At 56.9% G+C, this 19,020-nt stretch carries 16 protein-coding genes, 2 rRNA genes and 1 pseudogene; 12 read left to right on the plus strand and 7 right to left on the minus strand.

Going from position 1 to position 19,020, the window contains the following annotated elements:
* The 6 genes from FYJ78_RS05335 to panD form a co-directional block, all read left to right on the plus strand.
* Positions 1–122, plus strand: a 23S ribosomal RNA gene (locus tag FYJ78_RS05335); the annotation flags it as partial.
* A 193-nt stretch (positions 123–315) separates the two neighbouring features.
* Positions 316–432: ribosomal RNA gene (gene rrf / locus FYJ78_RS05340) — 5S ribosomal RNA — on the plus strand.
* Between the two features lie 57 nt (positions 433–489).
* A complete protein-coding gene (mscL, locus tag FYJ78_RS05345; protein ID WP_235899875.1) occupies positions 490–915 on the plus strand; it encodes a large conductance mechanosensitive channel protein MscL in 426 nt (141 codons plus the stop codon).
* Between the two features lie 567 nt (positions 916–1,482).
* Positions 1,483–2,397, plus strand: coding sequence for a bile acid:sodium symporter family protein (locus FYJ78_RS05350; protein WP_195847889.1), 915 nt, complete (start codon positions 1,483–1,485; stop codon positions 2,395–2,397).
* A complete protein-coding gene (gene panC / locus FYJ78_RS05355) occupies positions 2,394–3,248 on the plus strand; it encodes a pantoate--beta-alanine ligase (protein WP_154620390.1) in 855 nt (284 codons plus the stop codon). The genes FYJ78_RS05350 and panC overlap by 4 nt, the downstream gene beginning before the upstream one ends.
* A gap of 18 nt (positions 3,249–3,266) precedes the next feature.
* Positions 3,267–3,650: an aspartate 1-decarboxylase gene (gene panD / locus FYJ78_RS05360; RefSeq protein WP_154620391.1), complete on the plus strand. Its 384-nt coding sequence runs from the start codon at positions 3,267–3,269 to the stop codon at positions 3,648–3,650.
* An 87-nt stretch (positions 3,651–3,737) separates the two neighbouring features.
* On the opposite strand, the gene FYJ78_RS05365 is transcribed toward panD, so the two are convergent.
* Positions 3,738–5,129: an MATE family efflux transporter gene (locus FYJ78_RS05365; protein WP_235899877.1), complete on the minus strand. Its 1,392-nt coding sequence runs from the start codon at positions 5,127–5,129 to the stop codon at positions 3,738–3,740.
* Positions 5,130–5,209: 80 nt separating this feature from the next.
* On the opposite strand from FYJ78_RS05365, the gene FYJ78_RS05370 reads away from it, so the two are divergent.
* The 5 genes from FYJ78_RS05370 (at position 5,210) to FYJ78_RS05390 (ending at position 11,429) form a co-directional block, all read left to right on the plus strand.
* Positions 5,210–6,070: a MerR family transcriptional regulator gene (locus FYJ78_RS05370; protein ID WP_154620392.1), complete on the plus strand. Its 861-nt coding sequence runs from the start codon at positions 5,210–5,212 to the stop codon at positions 6,068–6,070.
* Between the two features lie 112 nt (positions 6,071–6,182).
* Positions 6,183–7,535 (plus strand): Trk system potassium transporter TrkA, encoded by a 1,353-nt coding sequence (gene trkA / locus FYJ78_RS05375; RefSeq protein ID WP_154620393.1) that lies wholly within the window; start codon positions 6,183–6,185, stop codon positions 7,533–7,535.
* A gap of 12 nt (positions 7,536–7,547) precedes the next feature.
* The gene (locus FYJ78_RS05380; protein ID WP_154620394.1) at positions 7,548–9,014 is read left to right on the plus strand and encodes a TrkH family potassium uptake protein; all 1,467 of its coding nucleotides are present in this window, start codon (positions 7,548–7,550) and stop codon (positions 9,012–9,014) included.
* Between the two features lie 3 nt (positions 9,015–9,017).
* Complete coding sequence (locus FYJ78_RS05385; RefSeq protein ID WP_154620395.1) at positions 9,018–10,469, plus strand: TrkH family potassium uptake protein; 1,452 nt, start codon at positions 9,018–9,020, stop codon at positions 10,467–10,469.
* Between the two features lie 18 nt (positions 10,470–10,487).
* Complete coding sequence (locus FYJ78_RS05390; RefSeq protein ID WP_328597646.1) at positions 10,488–11,429, plus strand: AEC family transporter; 942 nt, start codon at positions 10,488–10,490, stop codon at positions 11,427–11,429.
* 83 nt (positions 11,430–11,512) lie between these two features.
* Here the strand turns inward: FYJ78_RS05390 and FYJ78_RS05395 are convergent, their stop codons facing one another.
* From FYJ78_RS05395 to FYJ78_RS05410, 4 genes are all read right to left on the minus strand, one after another.
* Entirely contained in the window at positions 11,513–12,661 is a 1,149-nt protein-coding gene (locus FYJ78_RS05395; RefSeq protein ID WP_154620396.1) for a glycerate kinase, read from the minus strand.
* Positions 12,662–12,672: 11 nt separating this feature from the next.
* The gene (locus FYJ78_RS05400) at positions 12,673–14,067 is read right to left on the minus strand and encodes a GntP family permease (protein WP_154620397.1); all 1,395 of its coding nucleotides are present in this window, start codon (positions 14,065–14,067) and stop codon (positions 12,673–12,675) included.
* Positions 14,068–14,202: 135 nt separating this feature from the next.
* Positions 14,203–15,339 carry a CdaR family transcriptional regulator gene (locus FYJ78_RS05405; protein WP_154620398.1) on the minus strand — a complete coding sequence of 379 codons (1,137 nt, stop codon included), beginning with the start codon at positions 15,337–15,339 and terminating at the stop codon, positions 14,203–14,205.
* Positions 15,340–15,570: 231 nt separating this feature from the next.
* Complete coding sequence (locus tag FYJ78_RS05410; RefSeq protein ID WP_154620399.1) at positions 15,571–16,017, minus strand: PPC domain-containing DNA-binding protein; 447 nt, start codon at positions 16,015–16,017, stop codon at positions 15,571–15,573.
* An 80-nt stretch (positions 16,018–16,097) separates the two neighbouring features.
* Here FYJ78_RS05410 and FYJ78_RS05415 point away from each other — a divergent pair.
* Positions 16,098–16,199, plus strand: a pseudogene (locus FYJ78_RS05415) (LysR family transcriptional regulator); the annotation flags it as partial.
* 15 nt (positions 16,200–16,214) lie between these two features.
* Here FYJ78_RS05415 and FYJ78_RS12740 read toward each other — a convergent pair.
* Positions 16,215–16,724, minus strand: coding sequence for a hypothetical protein (locus tag FYJ78_RS12740; RefSeq protein WP_195847892.1), 510 nt, complete (start codon positions 16,722–16,724; stop codon positions 16,215–16,217).
* 187 nt (positions 16,725–16,911) lie between these two features.
* Positions 16,912–19,017: a BglG family transcription antiterminator gene (locus FYJ78_RS05420; RefSeq protein ID WP_154620400.1), complete on the minus strand. Its 2,106-nt coding sequence runs from the start codon at positions 19,015–19,017 to the stop codon at positions 16,912–16,914.
* Positions 19,018–19,020: the final 3 nt, after the last annotated feature.

Consider the following 19,020-nt stretch of genomic DNA (forward strand, 5'->3'; position numbering starts at 1 on the left):
ATGAAGTATCTCATAGAGTAATCTAGTAAGACGCCTTGAAGAAGACAAGGTAGATAGGGTAGATGTGGAAGTGCCGCAAGGCATGAAGCTGACTACTACTAATCCGTCGAGGGCTTAACTTAAGCAGGGAACATCGTTTGAAGGAACGTAAGTGACGCGCAAACGATAGTGAGTCGCTTACTCCGAGCGAAACGAAAGTGGAGTGAGGAGTATCCGTTAAAAAGAAAGCGGCTCGGTTATCCTTTAACCATCTAAAATGTTCGAAACAATTTCTTCTGTCTAGTTTTGAGTGTATCTGCACTCAAGAACTGAATATCCGGTGACGATGCCTGAATGGTTCCACCTGTTCCCATACCGAACACAGTAGTTAAGCATTCAGAGGCCGAAAGTACTTGTCTGGAGACGGGCTGGGAGGATAGGAAGTTGCCGGTTTCATCAAGGACATCCATGTTTGTGGATGTCCTTTTTTCTAAAAGAGAAGGAGTTTTTATGCTGAACGAATTCAAGAAATTTATCATGCGGGGAAACGTCCTCGATATGGCTGTGGGTATCATCATTGGCGCTGCCTTCGGCAAAATTGTAACCTCATTTGTCAATGATATTCTTATGCCGCCGATCGGACTTCTTCTGGGACAGGTTGATTTTTCCAATTTATTTTTCAATCTTTCCAGTCAGCCGGCCACATCACTGGCGGAGGCCAAAGCAGCCGGTCTGCCGGTTATCGCTTACGGCTCGTTTCTCAATTCTGTAATCGATTTTTTGATTGTCGCTTTTGCGATCTTCCTGCTCATCAAGCAGGTCAACCGTATCATGCCAAAGAAGGCAGAGGCGAAACCTGCCCGCCTCTGTCCCTACTGCCGCATGGAAATTGCTGAAGATGCGACGAAATGTCCGCACTGCACCTCATCGCTCTGATCCTTTTGTGTTGCACAGAAGAGCCCATGGTAAAATGCTAACCGCATTTGCCATGGGCTCTTTTTGTCAAAGCATTCTATCCGTTTATCTTCCCGCTGGAAGTTATCCACAGGTTTTTGCACGGTTTGCAGAGGGATTTATGTTTTATTCCGTGGTTTACACGGTGCGGCATGGAAGTTATCCACATTATCCACTGTTTATTCTGCAGGGAATGTGGATAAGTCGGGCCGGGGTGCATTGTATTCTGCCGGCTGTTATGATAAGATAAGGCAGGTGGCAAAAGATGACATCACAATGGTGAGTTATACTTTTCTGTCAAAATCGATATGCTGCGGTTGTTACTGCTTAGATCCATGCGGACTGAGACAGGAAGGACATCCGTGCGAATTCCCGGGTGGTTTGTACACTTTTTTCGGGCTTATTAGCGCGCCTTTCAGGTCTTATTCCGAAAGGCGCTTTTTGATTTTGCGGAAGCCTTTGCAGAATGAACTTCTTTTGCCTCGAAAACTTTATCGGTTGAAGGAGGTTTTTCTATTGGAGAAAATCTGTAGGGGCATTGTCCGTTATATGGCTTTGCTCGTCGTCGCAGCCGGTGTGCTCGGCGCGCTCTGTCCCCGGACCCTGACCTGGGTCGGCGGGTATGTGAGCTGGATGCTCGGACTGGTGATGTTCGGCATGGGCATGACGCTTTCGTTCGGTGATTTTCGGCGCGTACTGCAGGAGCCGCGACGTGTCGCAATCGGCGTTTTTGCGCAGTTTATCATCATGCCGCTCGTCGCTTATGCGCTTGTCGCGCTGTTCCGGCTGCCGCCGGAGCTGGCGATCGGTGTGATCCTGCTCGGTGCTTGTCCCGGCGGTACGGCGTCGAATGTGATTTCGTACCTTGCGCGCGGAGATGTGGCGCTCTCTGTTTCGATGACGATGACGACGACGCTGCTCGCGCCTGTTGTGACGCCGGCGCTGACGTATTTCCTTGCGGGGGCGTATATCGAGGTGTCGTTTTCTTCGATGATGCTGTCGATTGCGGAGATGGTGCTGGCGCCGGTGCTTTTGGGACTTCTGGTGCATCATTTTTGCGGACGGGCTGCGGCGCGTCTTGCGCCGGTTCTGCCTCTTTTTTCCGTCGTCTGCATTGTATTGCTTGTCGGCGGGGTGGTCGCGCTTTCGTCGGCGAAACTTTTTGCGGTCGGCCCGTTGATGGCACTGCTCGTTGTGCTGCATAACGGCTTCGGGCTGGCGCTCGGCTATGCGATGGCCCGGTTTTTCCATATGGACAGCCGGCAGGCGCGGACGGTCTCCATCGAGGTTGGCATGCAGAATTCGGGACTGGCGGCAAGTCTGGCGCTTCTTTATTTCAGTCCGGCGGCCGCTATCCCCGGTGCGATTTTTTCCGTTTGGCATAATGTATCCGGCTCGCTTTTCGCCAATTTCTGGGTGCGCCGCGATGAGAAGAATCATAGGAAAGAGGTTGTGTGGGAATGAAGCTTAAGGTGTTTACGAAGGTAAAAGAGATGCAGGAGTTTTGCCGGGCGGCAAAAGGTGCGGGCAAAACGATCGGACTCTGCCCGACGATGGGCGCGCTGCATGAGGGGCATATGACGCTGATGCGCGCGGCAAAAAAGGCGGCGGATGTCGTCGTCGCCTCGGTTTTTGTCAATCCCGTGCAGTTTGCGCCGGGCGAGGATTACGAAAAGTACCCGCGCGCTTTTGCGGCGGACTGTGCGCTGCTGGAACAGGAAGGCGTTGCGGCGGTCTTTCATCCGGCGCCGGAGGAAATGTATCCGGATGAATTCGGCAGTTATGTGAGCGTGGAAAGTCATGTTACGCAGGTTCTTGAAGGCGCCCGACGCCCGACGCATTTCCGCGGCGTAGCGACGGTGCTCACGAAGCTCTTTGCCATTACGGGCGCGGACCGGGCGTTTTTTGGTCAGAAGGATGCCCAGCAGGTCGCCGTGGTGCGTTCCTTTGTGCGTGATCTGAATCTTCCCGTTGAGATCGTTATGGTGCCGATCTGCCGCGAAGCAAGCGGTCTGGCGCGCAGCTCGCGCAATGCGTATCTGAGCGGGGAAGAGCGCACGGCAGCAGCGGTGCTGTCGAGAAGCCTCGGCCGGGCAAAGGAGGCGTTTGCTGCAGGCGAGCGCGATGCGAAGGCACTTAAGGCGGCTGTGACAGAGGAGCTGAAAAAAGAGCCGCTGGCGCGAATCGATTATGTGGCGCTCACTACGTTCCCGGCGCTGATGGAGACAAAAACCGTGACGGAAGAGAGCCTGCTGTCGCTGGCGGTCTTTATCGGCGCGACGCGGCTTATCGACAATGTGATTCTGGAGCCGTGAGGAAGGAGTGAAGCGAAAATGATTCTCAATATGTTAAAGGGAAAGATTCACTGTGCGACGGTGACGGAGGCGAATCTTTCCTATATGGGGAGCATTACGATCGATGCAGACCTCATGGATCAGGCGGGGATTCTGCCGAATGAGCGCGTTCAGGTAGTGGATAACAATAACGGGGCGCGTCTGGAAACCTATACGATACCGGGACCGCGCGGTTCGGGCGTCATATGTCTCAACGGCGCGGCGGCGCGCTGCGCTCAGGTCGGCGATGTCGTGATCATCATGGCCTATGCGCTTTTTTCCGAAGAAGAAGCCAGATCCTACCGGCCGACGGTCGTTTTGGTCGATGAATCGAATCGGGTGAAGGAAATTCGCCGGGTGGAATATCCCGGCCAGATTGCCTGAGTCCGGACAATGTAAAAGAGCTGTCTGCTCATTGGACGATGTGCGCCGATGAGCAGGCAGCTCTTTTTGCTGCACTGGGAGCCGAGATCAGGTTTCACCGCAGGCTTTGTGTAATGCGGCTTTTGCTTTTTGCCGGTGCTGACGCAGCAGCGTTTTGTTTTCCGCGGACAGGCAGAAGAGGGCGAGCAGCAGCGCGGCGGCGTCGGCGGCGGGGACAGCGAGCCATACGCCCGTAAGTCCGAGAAGGCGCGGCAGAACCAGCAGGAAGATGACGACGCCTGCGAGATTGCGTGTGAAGGAAAGCAGGGCGGAGGTCCGTCCGTTGGAAAGCGCGGTGAAGAACCCGATGGCGAAGATGTTGAAGCCGACGAACAGGAAGCTCAGCGAGAAGGGGAGAAAGCCGGCGAGTGTCAGGTGGAATACATCGCCGCCGCCGGGCAGGAAAAGGCGGATGAGCGGTTCGGCCGTCAGGCGGGACAGGGAGAAGGCCAGTACGCCGCCGGCTGCGATTGCCGCCAGACTGAGTTTCAGGAGGCGGATGAGCTCATCCTGACGGCGGGCGCCGTAATGGTAGGAGAATACAGGAGCGACTCCGTTCGTGAAGCCCATGAAAAGGGAAGTCAGCAGCATTTCCGCGTAAAGAATGACGGAGATTGCGGCGACACCGTTTTCACCGGCCCAGACGAAGGTGATGCGGTTGAAAAGCAGCGTCACGATGCCGACGGACAGCTGTGTGACGAGTTCGGATATGCCGTTGCCGCAGGCCTGACGCATGGCGGCGGGCTCGAAATGGAACGGGGAAAAACGCAGCGTGCGGCTGAAACGGGAAAAGTAGAGCAGGCCGATGAGCGCTGCGAGCAGGTCGGCCAGTCCCGTGGCCAGACCGGCGCCGCGGATGCCCATGCCGAGATGAGCAAGGAAAAGGTAGTCGAGCAGGGCATTGGCAAGCCCGCTGGCGACCGAGACGAGAAATCCTTGCATGGGGCGTCCGTCAGCGATATAGAAGGCGTTGAAGAGTGGGAGAAGGGCGGCGGCCGGGAAAAACGGGAGCAAAATGCCGAGATAGTCCAGGCATTGCGGCATCATGGCCGGACTGGCCCCGAGAAACCGCAGGGCAGGTTCCAGAAAGATTCCGAGGAAGAGGGCCAGCAGCAGGCCGCCTGCCGCACCGGCCGCCGTGATCAGTGTGAAGCGGCGTGCCGCGCCTTTTTGTTTTCCTTCTCCGAGGTTTTTGGCGACGAGTGCCGATCCGCCGGATGCCAGCATGATCGACAGGCCGAAAACCAGATTGATGGCCGGATAGACGATATTGGAAGCCGCCAAAGCCTGTGCGCCGGCATAGCGGCCGATAAATATGCCGTCAGTCACTGTGTAGAGCGCGATGACGAGCATCATGCCGATAGAGGGAGCGGCAAAGCGCAGCAGGGAAAACAAGCTGAACCGCTGCGCCAGCGGAGTCATGGTTTCAGATCGTATCATAATAAGCTTTCCTTTCGTGTCTTGTTGCTGTATCCTTATCTTAAAGGATACAGTAACTGTAATGTCAAGGGGGCTATGTCATGAAGCGCAGGCTTTTCTTTCCTATCGGTGAATTTGCAAAAATCGTCGGCGTTAATAAGCGGACGCTCCATTATTATGATGCGCAGGGGATTTTCAGGCCGGATCATGTCGCGCCGAACGGGTATCGGAGTTATTCCTTCCGGCAGTTTTATCCCTTTTACCGGCTGCGCATGATGCGCAGCATGGGTCTGGAACTGGCGGAGATCCGGGACTACATGGAGCACCGCAGTCCTGAGCGGCTGGATCAGCTGCTGGGCCGCCAGCAGGAATGGCTGAAGCGGGAATTGGACGGCATGAAGCGGAGTCTCCGGATCGTGGAAAATCAGCGTCGTCTGCTCGCGCTGTCACGCACCATCGTCTGCGGCCGCGTAGCGGAAAAGGAGCTTCCGGCCGCACGGCTCATCCTGTCGCGCAGTGCGCGGAAGCAGGCCGCCGGCGAGGATTGGCCGACGGTGGAGCAGATCGCGGCGGAGCACGAGCGGTATGCGGCCGAACAGCAGATCAGCGCGGGGCTTGGCGTTGGGGCGATGATCGCCGCGGAGGATTTTCTGCAGCCGGGGCGCGAGGGCATTATCAGTCATTTTTTCACGGTGGTCGATCCGCCATGGCGCGGCGTCCGGCGGGCGTATCGTCACATCCGTCCGGCCGGGCGGTATCTTGTCACCTGTTTCCGGGGCGATTACGACGATACGGCGGAGGCTTATGCCCTGCTGCGCGATTATATCCGCGCACATGGCTGCCGGGTCGGTGATTTTTCGTATGAAGAAAGCATTCTGGAGGATATGAGCACGGCTGACCCGGATGGATTTATCACGCGGATAGCCGTGCCTCTGCGGGAACCTGCGACGGAGCTTCGCTAAAAAGCCTTTGGCACGGCTCCGGGCCGGAAGTCGTAAAGACGGTGGTTTTGTGCTATAATCAGATAGAATCAGGCGCGTTTTACGGGCAGAGAAGCAGCGGGAGGGAAATCGGTTGCGTATCGTAGTGGTTGGTGCCGGCAAGCTGGGGTACAGCATTGCGGAGCTTTTATCAAAGGAACAATTCGATGTGATCGTCATCGATCAGGATGAGAATCAGCTGGAAGCGGCGAAAAATACGCTGGACGTGCTGACGGTAGCGGCCAATGGAGCAAGTCCGATTACCATGAACGATCCGGATATCCGGGATTCGGATATTCTCATTGCGGTGACGGCCAGCGATGAGGTCAACATGGTCTGCTGCATTCTGGCCAAAAAGCACGGCATCCGCCATACGATCGCGCGCATTCGCGATATGCAGTTCATGAGTGAGGCGAAAGATTATCTGAAGGAGAATTTCGATATCGACCTCATGCTGAATCCGGAGCTTATTACGGCGAATGAAATCAACCGGATTCTCATGACGCCGGCGGCGCTTGATGTCGAGGATTTTGCGCATGGCAGGATCCGGCTGTTCGAGACGAAAGTGCAGCGCCACTCGCCGCTGGCGCATGTGCCGCTGCGCGACGTCGAGCTGCCGAAGGGCGTTCTGGCCGGTATGATTTTCCGCGATCACCGCATGATTATCCCGCATGGCGATGACTGTCTGCTGCCGCACGACAATGCGTATTTCATCGGGATTCCTGAGGAGATTGAGAAGTTCAGCCAGAGCTTCGTGCAGAGGGATGCGCGCAAGCTGCACCGCGTGATTATCATCGGCGCGGGACGCGCGGGGCGCGCGCTGGCGTCGATGTTTGACCGGCAGGGCGTCCGGGTTAAGATCATCGACAAGAGCCGCGACCGCTGTCAGCTGGTGGCCGGCCGGCTCACGAAGGGCATGGCGATATGCGGCGACGGTACGGATATCGACCTGCTCATGGAGGAAGGCGTGGCCGAAGCGGATGTTGTCGTCTGCCTGACGGAGGACGATAAGCTGAATCTGATGCTTGCCCTGCTGGCACGCCATCTTTCGGGCAACCGGACAAAGACAGTCGTCCGGGTAGCCCGCAATGAATATGTGGATCTCATGGAGAAGGTCGGCGTGGATATCGTTCTGTCGGCGCGGCTTCTTTCTGCCAGCGAGGTTCTGGCTTTTGCGCGCCGTGGCGGCGTTGTTTCCGTATCGCTGCTGGAGGGGGCCAAGGCGGAGGCCGTGGAGGTCATCGTTCAGGACGGAGCGCCGGTGGCCGGCCGGCGGCTGATGGATGTGAAGCTGCCGCGGGAATGTCTGGTCTGCGCCTATGTGCGCGGCAGCGAAGCTGTCATTCCGAACGGCAACACGATCCTGCAGCCGGGCGATCGGACCATTTTGTTTATCCGGACGAAATTTGCCCAGAAGGTTATCCGTTATTTTAAAGGAAAAGATTGAGAGGACAGGAACATGGAAAAGAGGGACAGACTGGATCTGTTCTGGGTGCTGATGGGCCGGATGGCCGCGGTCATGGGGTTGGCGCTGCTGATTCCCATGACCGCGGCATGGATTTGGTCGGAGCCGGAATACCGCCTTTTTCCTTTGCCTGCCGGCATCGCTCTGCTGCTCGGCAGCTTTATGATGTGGCTGGGACGGGATCATATGCGCCAGCTCACGACCAGAGAGGGCGCGCTGTTCATGGTTCTGGTCTGGCCGCTTATGGGTATAATCGGCTTGCTGCCGTATTATCTGTCCGGGCTGCTTCCGGATCCCGCGTCTGCTTTTTTTGAAAGCATTTCTTCGTTGACGACGACCGGCCTTTCCTGCCTGCCCTTTGAACGGGAAGGGCTGCCGCATGCCCTTCTGCTGTGGCACAGTATCATGAGCTGGCTGGGCGGATTAAATTTCATCGTCATACTGGTCACGGTGCTGCCGCAGGTCAGCGGCTGCTTTGGCCTTACCTTGTCGGCGCGGCAGACCATCTTCTTCAGCCCCGTCTGGAATCGTATGGCGCGCTCCGTCCGGCAGGGTGCCGGTGTCTACGGCGGCCTGACCCTTTTGGCGGCTGTCCTGTTTTTTCTGGCCGGGCTTTCGCCGGCCGATGCCCTGATGCGCGCGATGATGACGCTTTCATCGAGCGGCGGAAGTTCGATGCATTCGTTTCTTTTTTATGATAACGGACTGCTGGAACTTGCGGCCGGCTTTGCGATGCTGTTGTCGGGGCTGAATCTGTTGCTCTGCTGGAAAGCATGGCACAGCCGGTCCCTCTGGTTGCTCTGGCAGGATGCGGAGCTTCGCGCTTTTCTCGCCGTTCTGCTGGCCGCGGGGCTGGCCGTATCGGTTCATCTTTACCTCAGGGGGCTTTATGGGCCGGACGAGAGCCTGCGGTACGGTCTTTTTCAGGCGCTGTCGTTCCTGTCGACCAATGGATTTGCTTCGGCTCCGTTCTGGACTTGGCCGGATTTTGACCGGTATGTGCTGTTTCTGCTGGTCTTTGTCGGCGGCTGTATCGGGTCGGCGGCAGGCGGACTCAAGGTCATGCGCCTGATGGTGCTGCTGCGCATGGCGCGGGCCGAGCTGCACCGGACGCTTCATCCTCATATGGTGGTCAGTGTCCGGCTGGATGGGCTGCCGGTCGGCGCCAAGATCGCGGGACGCATTTTGGCCTTTTTCTTTCTTTATATGCTGATCTTTGTTCTGTTTTCTCTGCTGATTTCCCTGACGGGCATCACGCTGATGCAGGCGATGGGCGTTGCCGCCGGATGTTTGACGAGTACCGGGTCGACGGCGGCTCTGTTTGGGCTGGAAAGCCTGCATTTTCTGCCCGCCTGGGCGAAGCTGGTCTGCAGTATTCTTATGGTGCTGGGCCGTGTGGAAATTTTTTCGTTTCTTATTTTGCTGGATGCCGGGACGCATCTCCTGCGCAGAAGATGGTAAGCTATGAATTTTCGAATCGTTTGTTACATTCTCGGCCGGTTGATTATGGCCGAAGCGATCATATTGCTGATTCCGCTCGTTATGGCATGGTGGGGGCGGGAGCCGAGCCTGACGGCCTTTTTGCTTTCCCTGCTGACTGCGGCTGGGACCGGCGGCTTTTTGCTCTGGAACGGACGCGTGCAGGTCGACCAGCTGACCATGCGCGAGGGCATCGCCGTCACGGGGCTGGGTTGGATTCTTGCTACGGCGCTGGGGATGCTCCCTTATGTCTGCGGCGGCTACCTCGGCGTGCTGGATGCGCTGTTTGAAAGCATTTCGGGCTTTACCGGGACGGGCGCGACGGTCATGGAACAGCTGGCGGACAAGCCGTCGAGCATTCTGTTCTGGCGTATGATGACGCACTGGTTCGGCGGTCTGGGCATCATCGTTATTTTTATCGCGCTTCTGCCGCAGACCGGTCAGAGCACCGTTTATATGTACAATGCGGAAACGACGGGGCCGACCCGCGAGCGCGTGCTGCCGCGGCTGCGGGATATGACAAAAGCATTGTTCAGCATCTATCTTTTGTTTACATTTCTGGCTTTCTGGGTCTATTTGTTCTGCGGCCTGATGCCGATGGATGCGCTGACGCATGCCATGAGCACCATCGGAACCGGCGGATTCTCGACCTATGATGACAATGCGATGCATTTTGACAGCATGCCGCTGGAAGGGTGGATGACCTTCTTTATGATTCTGGCCGGCGGAAATTTCGGCCTGTATTATCGCGTCTGGCGAAAAGGTCCGGGCGTTCTGCGCCGCAATACGGAGTTTAAAGCGTATCTTGCCATGGAATTGCTGGCGATGCTGCTGATCACACTGAACCTGATGTATGGCATGGGGCTTGACCCCGGACAGGCCTTCCGCTATGCGAGCTTTCAGGTCGGCTCGATTTCGACGACGGGCTTTGTATCGGCGGATTTCGATCAGTGGCCGGGGTTTTCCAAGGGGATCCTGCTCGTCCTGATGATCTGCGGCGGCTGCGCCGGCTCCACGGCAGGCGGGATGAAGGTATCCCGCATGGTGCTGCTGGTCCGGAATGCCTGGGCTATCGTCCATCAGAAAATATCGCCGCGCCGCGTTGTCGAGGTACGCATGAATGGCAGCAAGGTGGATGCGGAAGTGCTGCTGCGCGTCGGTCAGTTTTTTTTCCTGTATATCCTGTTTATTGTATTTTGGGCCTTGCTGCTTACAGCTGACGGACTGAGCTGCTTTGATGCGATCAGCATCAGCGTCACGACGATGGGAAGTGTGGGGCCGGCCTTCGGGATTGCCGGAGCAACCTGCACGTATGCGGGCCTTTCCGTATTTGCCAAGAGCATCCTGTGTATTGCGATGCTGCTCGGTCGTTTGGAGATGTTTACGCTGCTGGTCATGCTGTCGCCGGATTTCTGGCAAAAGGGAAGCCGTTGGTGAGAAAGGGAGTTGGGACTGGTGTTAAGTAATTTCTTTGTGGCGGTCGGCGCTGTAGTGCCGTTGTTCTGCCTGATGCTCATGGGTGTATTCGTCAAGCGGTCGAAGCTGATGACGGATGAGGAACTGGTCCATACAAACCGTATGGTCTTTCGCGTGTTCTTTTTCTGCATGATGTTTTTCAATATCTATACGACGGATCTTGCCTCGACGGTGCGGCCAAAGCTCATGCTGTTCGGTGCCGGCGGCGTGCTGGCCGTCGCATTGATCGCGACATTGCTGGTCTGCTTCTTTGAGCCCTCCAACAAGCGCCGCGGCGCCATGATTCAGGCGACGTTCCGCAGCAACTTTGTGCTCATGGGGATTCCGCTGGTAGGCAACATCTTCGGCGACGATCATCTGGCTATCCCGACGATGATGATTGCGATCATCGTGCCGATTTACAATATCGTATCCGTGTTCATATTGGAAACCTTTCGCGGCGGCCGGTTTTATCTGCCGGGCATTTTGCTTGGCGTACTGAAGAATCCGATGATTCTCGGCGCGCTTACGGCCGTGGCGTTTCTGGTGCTGGGCATCCCCGTACCCAAGCCTGTGCTGAAGCCAATCGGTCAGGTTGCGGCGGCCACGACGCCGGTCGCGCTGATCATTCTCGGCGCATCGTTCAAGGGCGGCAGCTTTCATGCGCATCTGCCGCAGCTCGCTGCCTGCGTTCTTGCCCGTCTGCTCATCGTTCCCGGCATCATGCTCGGGCTGGCGGTTTATCTCGGCTTTCGGGATATGGAGCTCATTACGCTGCTGGCCATCTTCGCCTCGCCTTGCGCCGTAGCCGGATTTGCCATGGCACAGCAGATGGGAAGCGATGCGGATCTGGCGGGGAACTGCGTGGTCTATACCAGCGCCTTTTCCTGCCTGACGCTGTTCGGCTGGGTGCTGGCGCTCAAGACGCTCGGCTTGTTCTGAGCGAACAAAACAGGTTTTACGCAAAACACCCCGGCATGGTTGTATATCAACTATGCCGGGGTGTTTTGGTTTGGGGGATGAATTCAATCACGAAGCAGACGGATCAGCTGCGTGACGGTCTGGCGGAGGTTTTGCCGCGCTGTTTTTTCTTCCATGGCCTCTTCCGCACGCATAGGCAGATGGAGAATGGGGAAATAGGCGTCAATACCGTGTTCATTGACCGCTTCGGCATCCGGAAGGGCGCAGCCGCAGACTGCGACCGTGCGGATGCCGGGCCTCAGCTGGTGCGCGAGGGCGGCGATACCGGCCGGTCCCTTGCCCATCGCGGTCTGACGGTCCATGCGGCCTTCGCCGGTGATGAGAAGGTCGGCATCCTTCAGCGCGTCGCGTACACCGATGGCTTCGAGGCAAAGCCGGCTTCCGGGGACCAGCTCGCCGCCAAGGAAAGTATGAAACGCAAACCCGAGTCCGCCGGCTGCACCCGCGCCGGGGTGTTTTATGCCGTGCTTTTTCTGTGCCGCCTCGGCGAGCTCTGCGAAATGACGGATGGACTGATCCATTGCTGCGACGATTTCCGGCGTCGCACCCTTTTGCGGTCCAAATACGGCAGAGCAGCCGTCCGGGCCGCATAACGGGTTGGTCACGTCGCAGGCGATGCGGAACCGGCAGGTTTTCAGCCGGGGGTCTGCGCCGCTTCCGTCGATTGCGGCAATGTCAGCCAGATCCCTGCCGCAGATTCCCGCCGCAGAACCGTCCGCTTTGCGAAAGCGCCAGCCAAGGGCGGTCAGCATGCCGAGTCCGCAGTCGTTGGTGGCGCTGCCGCCGATCCCGATGATAAAATCCCGACAGCCATCGGATATGGCCTGCAGGATGAGCTCACCAAGTCCGTATGTCGTGGTGTTCAGGGGATTTCGCTGCGTTGGCGGAACCATCGTGAGGCCCGCGGCATCTGCCATCTCGATGACGGCGGTATGGGAATCCGGCAGCAGGCCGTAACGGCTTTTTACCGGTTTTTGCAGCGGGCCGGTGACGGTGGTGGGGATGATTTGTCCATGAAGCCCGTCCGTCAGCGCATCAACCGTACCCTCCCCGCCGTCTGCCAACGGGAAAATGTCGATGCGGGCGGAGGGAATCAGCTTCCGGCATGCCTCGGCAGCGGTTTTTCCGGCTTCCATCGAGGAAAGGCTTCCCTTGAAGGAATCTACGGCGATAACGATATGCTTGAGTTTCATGGCGATACCTCCTAACCGAGCAGGAAGAGCGAAGCCACCCAGATGGAGAGAATCGAGACGATACCGACGACCAGCGTCATCATCGTCTGGGTCCGATAGCCGCTTTGCGGCTCCATCCCGCTGAAATTCGTGACTACCCAGAAATAACTGTCATTGGCGTGGGAAACCGTCATGGCGCCGGCGCCGATCGCCATAACAGTCAGCAGCGCAGCCATTTCCGTATTGAGACCGAGCGCGGCCATCATCGAGGAAGGATCCGAGAACATGCCCATGATGCCGGCCGTCGTCGTGATTGCGACGGTCGAAGAACCCTGTGCTGTTTTCAGGATCGAGGAAATGATGAAGGGGAAGAAGATGCCGACAGAAGCGAGGAACGCAGCGTTTTCCTTCATAAATTCGACGAATCCTGCGGCAGTGATGACTTTGCCGAGAACACCGCCGGCAGCTGTGATAAAAAGAATCGGTCCGACGGTTTTCAAGGTAGTCTCCGTCACATCGTAGAACTTATCCATCTTTCCGGTGGCGTACAGGACATAAACCGCGAGCAGGACGCCGACCGACAGTGCGATGATCGGTGTGCCTAGGAAGCGGATGAGCTCCGGAACGGGGCCGGAAAGCTTCATCATGCTGACCACCGAGCCCAGCGCCATGAGCAGGATGGGCATGATGATCGGCGCAAACGAGGCCGCGGCGCTTGGCAGCGTACCGTATTCCGCGACAAGCTCTTCATACGTCTTGGTCATATCCTTCATATCAGCGGAGGCGTCGGTTTCCGATGTCGGTATATTCTTTTTGCCGATATAGAGGGAAAAGAGATAGGCGGCGATCAGGGCGGGGACGGAAGCGATTACGCCGACCAGAATGACGGCGGCCAGATTATCAGCCAGACCGAGGGAGCCGGCGGCAGCGATCGGATCGGGCGTCGGCGGGATGAACACATGCGAGGTGTAAAGACCGGCGGACAGCGCGACGGCCATACCGATCGGCGACGCTGTTTTCAGCTTCTGGCAGAGCGCCCTGCGGATCGGGTTCAGGATGACAAATCCGCTGTCGCAGAAAACAGGGATGGAGACGATCCAGCCCATGAGCATGATCGCCAGCTGAGGATGCTTTTCCCCTACGCAGCGGATGACCACATCAGCCAGCCGGATCGCGGCCCCCGTGCGCTCCAGAATCAGCCCGATGAGCGCGCCGAGGATGATGACGATGCCGATGCTGGCGAATGTGCCGGAAAATCCGGCGCCGATGATGCCGGGGATCTTTCCCAGCGGCAGACCGACTACAATGGCCAGCAGCAGCGAAGTCCCCATGAGGGACAGGAAGGGATGGATGCGGAACTTGGAGATGGCCACGATCATGAGCACGATGGCCAGCGCAAAGACAATGAGCAAAGGAATGCCAGTCATGATAAAACCTCCTTCGAAATCCAATGATGATACCATTTATTCTTTCAATTTACAGAAAAATTTTAACATAGAAAAAACGAGAAATATATGTTTTTGACAACATGTATTTCTCGTTTTTTCTGTTACGTGTACTATTCACAGCGACTGCTGGAGCAGATGAAGATCCTGATAAAAGTAGATGACGAGATAAAACACGGCGCTGTTGCGCAGAGATCGGGGATCATATCCCGTGCGCTGCGCGATCTTGCGCAGGTGAAGCTGGAGCGTATTTTTATGGATGAACAGCGCGGCGGCTGCCCGCTCAATGGAGCCGTCATGCTCAAAAAAGACCTCCAGCGTGTGAATGGCCTCCTGCAGCTCCTGTTCGCTATAGTCGGAAAAGATTTTATGGATGTAGGCGTGCTTGGTCTTGTCGGGAATATCATCGGCAAAGATTTCCATGTTAATCTGATCGTAAAATTTGATAAAGACATTCCCTTTGCGCAGACAGGAAAGCAGCGCCTTCTGTGCTTCCCGCGCGGCCGTGTGAAGCTGGACCGCATCGGCGTGGAAGTTGTCGATGCCGATGCAGACGGGCAGTGCCGGTGCGGTCATCCCGCGAAGCTGCTGTGCAAAGTCCAGCAGGCTGTCCTGCCGCTGGCTGCGGGTCAGAAGGAACAGGGCGGTACGCGTCTGACAGGAAAGAATCGTGTGATCGATCTGCCGCGCCCGCTGCGCGATGGCTGCATAACTCTGCGCGAGGGGGACATCGGGCTGTCCCGGCAGCAGTCCGACCGCGAGAACCCGGCGGGGAATCCGGAGATCGATGCCGAGCGCGGCGGCCTGCTCCACGGTTTCATTGTTGACAAAGGTTTCGCTGCGCATCAGCAGATCGCTCAAAATTTGCTGGCGCTGATGCTCCTGTCTGGCCTGCTGCCAGGTCAGACGCTGATCGCGGACGATGAGCTCCGTCATTTTCCGGATGACCTGAGCCAGCGGCAGAATATCCTCATAAGCTCCGGTGATGCCCAGCACACCGATGGGTTCGCCGTCCACGCGCAGGATGAAATTCGTGCCGGGCCGCGCTCCCGGATATTCCGTGCGGCTGTAAATGCGCAGCTCGTCGAGATTTTCCTGAATGACCCGGGCCGCACCGCCATGAAACGTACCGATCCGTTGCGTATCCGTACTGGCGATAATGATGCCGCGCTTATTGAACAGATTGATTTTCTGCGGCAGGACGCTGTTGATTTCCCGGACGATTTCCCGCGCATTATACTCCTGCAGTTCCATGCCCTTCTCCTTTTGACGCGTATAGATTGACAGCGGGCGCCGGTCCTCTTTTTCCCAAGAGAATCGGCAGGCCACCCGCTGCTTTCATTATAAAAGCTTCGCGCGTCCTTGGCAAAGAGGCAGACGCCATTTCCCGGTATTGCCGTCTATACTTTGCGTTTCATCCCGCTGGGAAATGCAATGAGACCCGCTGGTTCCCTTTTTATTGAGGAGCAGCGGGTCCTTTTTGGCTTAGAATTTCCAGATGTTCAGTCCCGTTTCGGGGCTTTTGCGGCGGTCGATGCTGCCGGAAAGTTTCGTGATGATGATTTCCGCGGTGGCACTGATGACGGCTTCGTTGAGATGCCCGCCGTGGGCCAGACCTTTTTCATCACCGACGGTGATATGGAAGTGGCTGTAGGGGTTCTCTTCCATCGTGTCAATCGTGCCGGTCAGCGAGAGCATTTCAAACGCGCCCTCGAGCGTGTTGGCCTGATAGTGTTGCGCGGGTACGTTGTAGACGCCCATGACGACCTTTTTGACGGCGCCAAGCCCCTGAACCATGGCCAGCTGGATGGTTTCTTCTTTTGCGACCTGCATCAGCGAGGCGACGATTTCATCGCCGGGGTCGAGCCGCACGAGGATGTGCTGCTTGTCGATGTTTTTATATTCCATAGCGATCCCTCCTGCCTGAACCATTCGCCCTTTCCGGATAAAATCCTGCCGGGAAAGGATACGGGCAAGCAGAAAATACCGTATAATACAGACAGGAGTGGCTTATGGAACTTCGCGTACTCAAATATTTTCTGGCCGTTGCCCGCTACCGAAATATCACGCGGGCGGCGGAGGAGCTGCATCTGACGCAGCCGACGATCTCGCGGCAGCTGCAGGAGTCCTTAATAAGCGTCATGTTCTGTCAGGGCGTGTGTCCGGCGCAGCAGAATGTGTGCGAGCAGCAGGCCGAGTACGCCTGTCACGATCTGCGGCCAGCTCATCATGAAGCTGAGCAGCGCGGCAAGCGGTGCAGGCAGGGCGAACAGATTAAGGACGAGCTGCGTCCCGGCGTAGAGCAGCGCCGCCTTGAGAACGGGCGCCGCAAAAACGCCGCGTCCCCGCAGATAGAATACCGCCAGCTGAAAGGCCATATTGCCGAGCGCCACGACAGGCACCATAGGAAGGACAGGCAGCTGCCCCTGCCAAAACGCGCCGACCGGCAAAGCGGCTCCGATCACGAGCGCCCAGCGCGTGCGCGTCGACCGCACCGCCATCGCCATCACGGCATTGAGCAGGCTGCCGATCAAAAACATCTGCACAGGCCCCGGAATCATCGGCAGAAAAAGGCGCAGTCCCTGCAGGATAAGTGCCAGCGCGAGAAAAAACGATAAGCGCAGCCATGCAATCTGCATCCGATTCTCATCCCTTTCTATTTCACACTTCCTCCGGCAATTTGCCGGGGGTACGTTCACGAAAAACACGGTATGATTATAGCATCGTCTCTAAAGCAGGACAAGGCGAAGTGCGGCTGCCATCCGCGTTCATTTAAAAGAAGGCAGGGCAAGCTCCCCAAGCAGCCTGACGGCAACCGTCAGGCTGTTATAAGTTTGTGTCTGCACTCGTCCAGATGAAGGATTCCAGCTCTTCCTGGCTGCTTCTGGTGAACAGGGTTTTGCACCACGCTGCGTCGTTCAATTTCTGGAGCAGCAGGGCCAGAAAGTCAAGATGGTCGTGCTGGTTCTGCGGGGCAAGGCAGATGATGCAGCGGATTTTTTTGCCGCTCTGCATCGTGATGGGGTGCTGGAACAGGGTGAGCGCAGCGGAACTGGCGAGGACGCCGTCTTTTGCCTTGGCATGTGCGAGCAGGAAACCTTTGCCGAGGATCATGTAATCGCCGTAGCGGGACAGCAGTGCGATGATGCGGTCGATGTAGCTCTGGACGATAAAATGGCCTTGCAGGAGCGGCTGGCATGCGTACTGGATGGCATTTTGCCAGACGGGCCTTGCCTGATGCGGCGCGGCAGGAATCTCGCCGCCGCAGTAGGCTGCGTACTTCAGCAGGGAGTCCGACGGACTCTGCCGGCTGTGGATTTTCATCTGGTGATTCTTCCGGTAGAAGTAGTCGTTCAGTCCCTTCAGCAGGCCGTCCATGTCTTCAATCTTTGCATAGTCTGAGATGATGTCGATGAGTTCCCGCACGTTTTCGCGCAAGTTGGCATCGATGGGAAAATCCAATTCGATCAGGCGATGGTGCAGTTCCTTCCATTCCTGCGCCGTAGGCAGCGGCGAGACCTTCAGCACAGGACACGCGATGTCACGAAAGTGCTGCCGTGAGGTCGTCGTGATCACGAGACTGACGTCATCGAGCGGGAACTGCAGGCATTCGGCCGTGCTGAGCGGCCCAGTGAAATGTACCTGCGGATAGCGGCTGCGCAGCTGCAGCAGCAGGAACTGTGACGTGCCGATGCCGCTGGAACAGACGACCAGAATCCGGCGGCGTTCGGTCGCTTTTGTCCGGGCGACCATCGCGCCGCCAAAGTAGGTCGCAATCAGGGCGATTTCGTCATCCGAGAAGTCAGCGTGCCAAAGGTATTCCTGTGATTTGACGGCTGCTTTGGTCAGATAGAACAGGCTTTGGTAATCCTGCCTGATCTTGGAAAGCATCGGATTGTGGTAGCGGATTCCGTTCTGCAGGCGGTGATAGGCCGAAATGAGATGGACCGTCAGTCGGTTCACCAGACCCTTCCGGTCCTGCGTGATGTCCAGACCGGACAGCGAGGCAAAGCGGCTGGCCAGATGGTCGGCAAAGTTATGAAGCTTGTCGTAGAGCGCATCTTTCTGCGAGACGGAGGTCACTGCCTGCTGGCGCATGAGACGGCATAAGTATCGGCATTCTTCCTTGTCGATGATGTCGTGACGGGCGAGGAAGGCTTCTGACCAATCGCGTATCCGGTCTTCTTCGCCGTCCCCTTTTGCCTGCGGCAGGGATACCCTGTCTTTGCTGATCAATCGCTGGTCGTACCATGTGAGGAAGTATATCATGAAATGATGTGCATCGTCGGTCAGGCTGCTGCCCACAAGGTCTTCGTACGACTGCAGCAGGGCAGGAAGATCGGGCGAATAGCTCAGGGTATAATATTTTTCAAGCAGCTGCAGGATGGCATCAAAGTTCTCGCCGACCCATCGCCTTTTTGCCAGTTCACTCCCTTCTATGATGCGTCCGCGTGATGTGACGCAGACCTGGAAGGGAGCTTTTTTGTTGTAGTTTTCCAGCTGGCGCAGCTCATGCAGGATGGTATTCCGCGCGACCTGAAAGATATCCATGAAGCCCTGAAGGGAAATGCCCGGCTCTGTGATCAGCATGTAGTTCAACAGTTTGCTGCGCTCCTCCGGGCGGAGGTCTTTCAACGGGATCCGCATTTGCTGCGGATGCGTCAGGACATTGCAGACGACGGGCTCTGGCTCGTAGCTGCCCAAGGCATGCTTTCCCTGCTCGGTCAGATAATACCCCTGCCCTTTCTTGTTCTGGATGATGGGCAGGCCGTACCCGGACAGGGCCTGATTGACCTTCTTGATCAGATAAAGGACGCTGCGTCTTGAAAGCTGCATCGCGTCTTGAAGTCCTTCGATGGATATGGCGTGGTCATTTTGCCGCAGCAGTGTCAGCAGCTTATCGCCGTTCTTGAACGGGCAAAAGGATAACATGCT

The sequence above is a fragment of the Wylensekiella montiformis genome (assembly GCF_009697385.1).
Taxonomy (GTDB): Bacteria; Bacillota; Negativicutes; order Selenomonadales; family Selenomonadaceae; genus Selenomonas_A; species Selenomonas_A montiformis.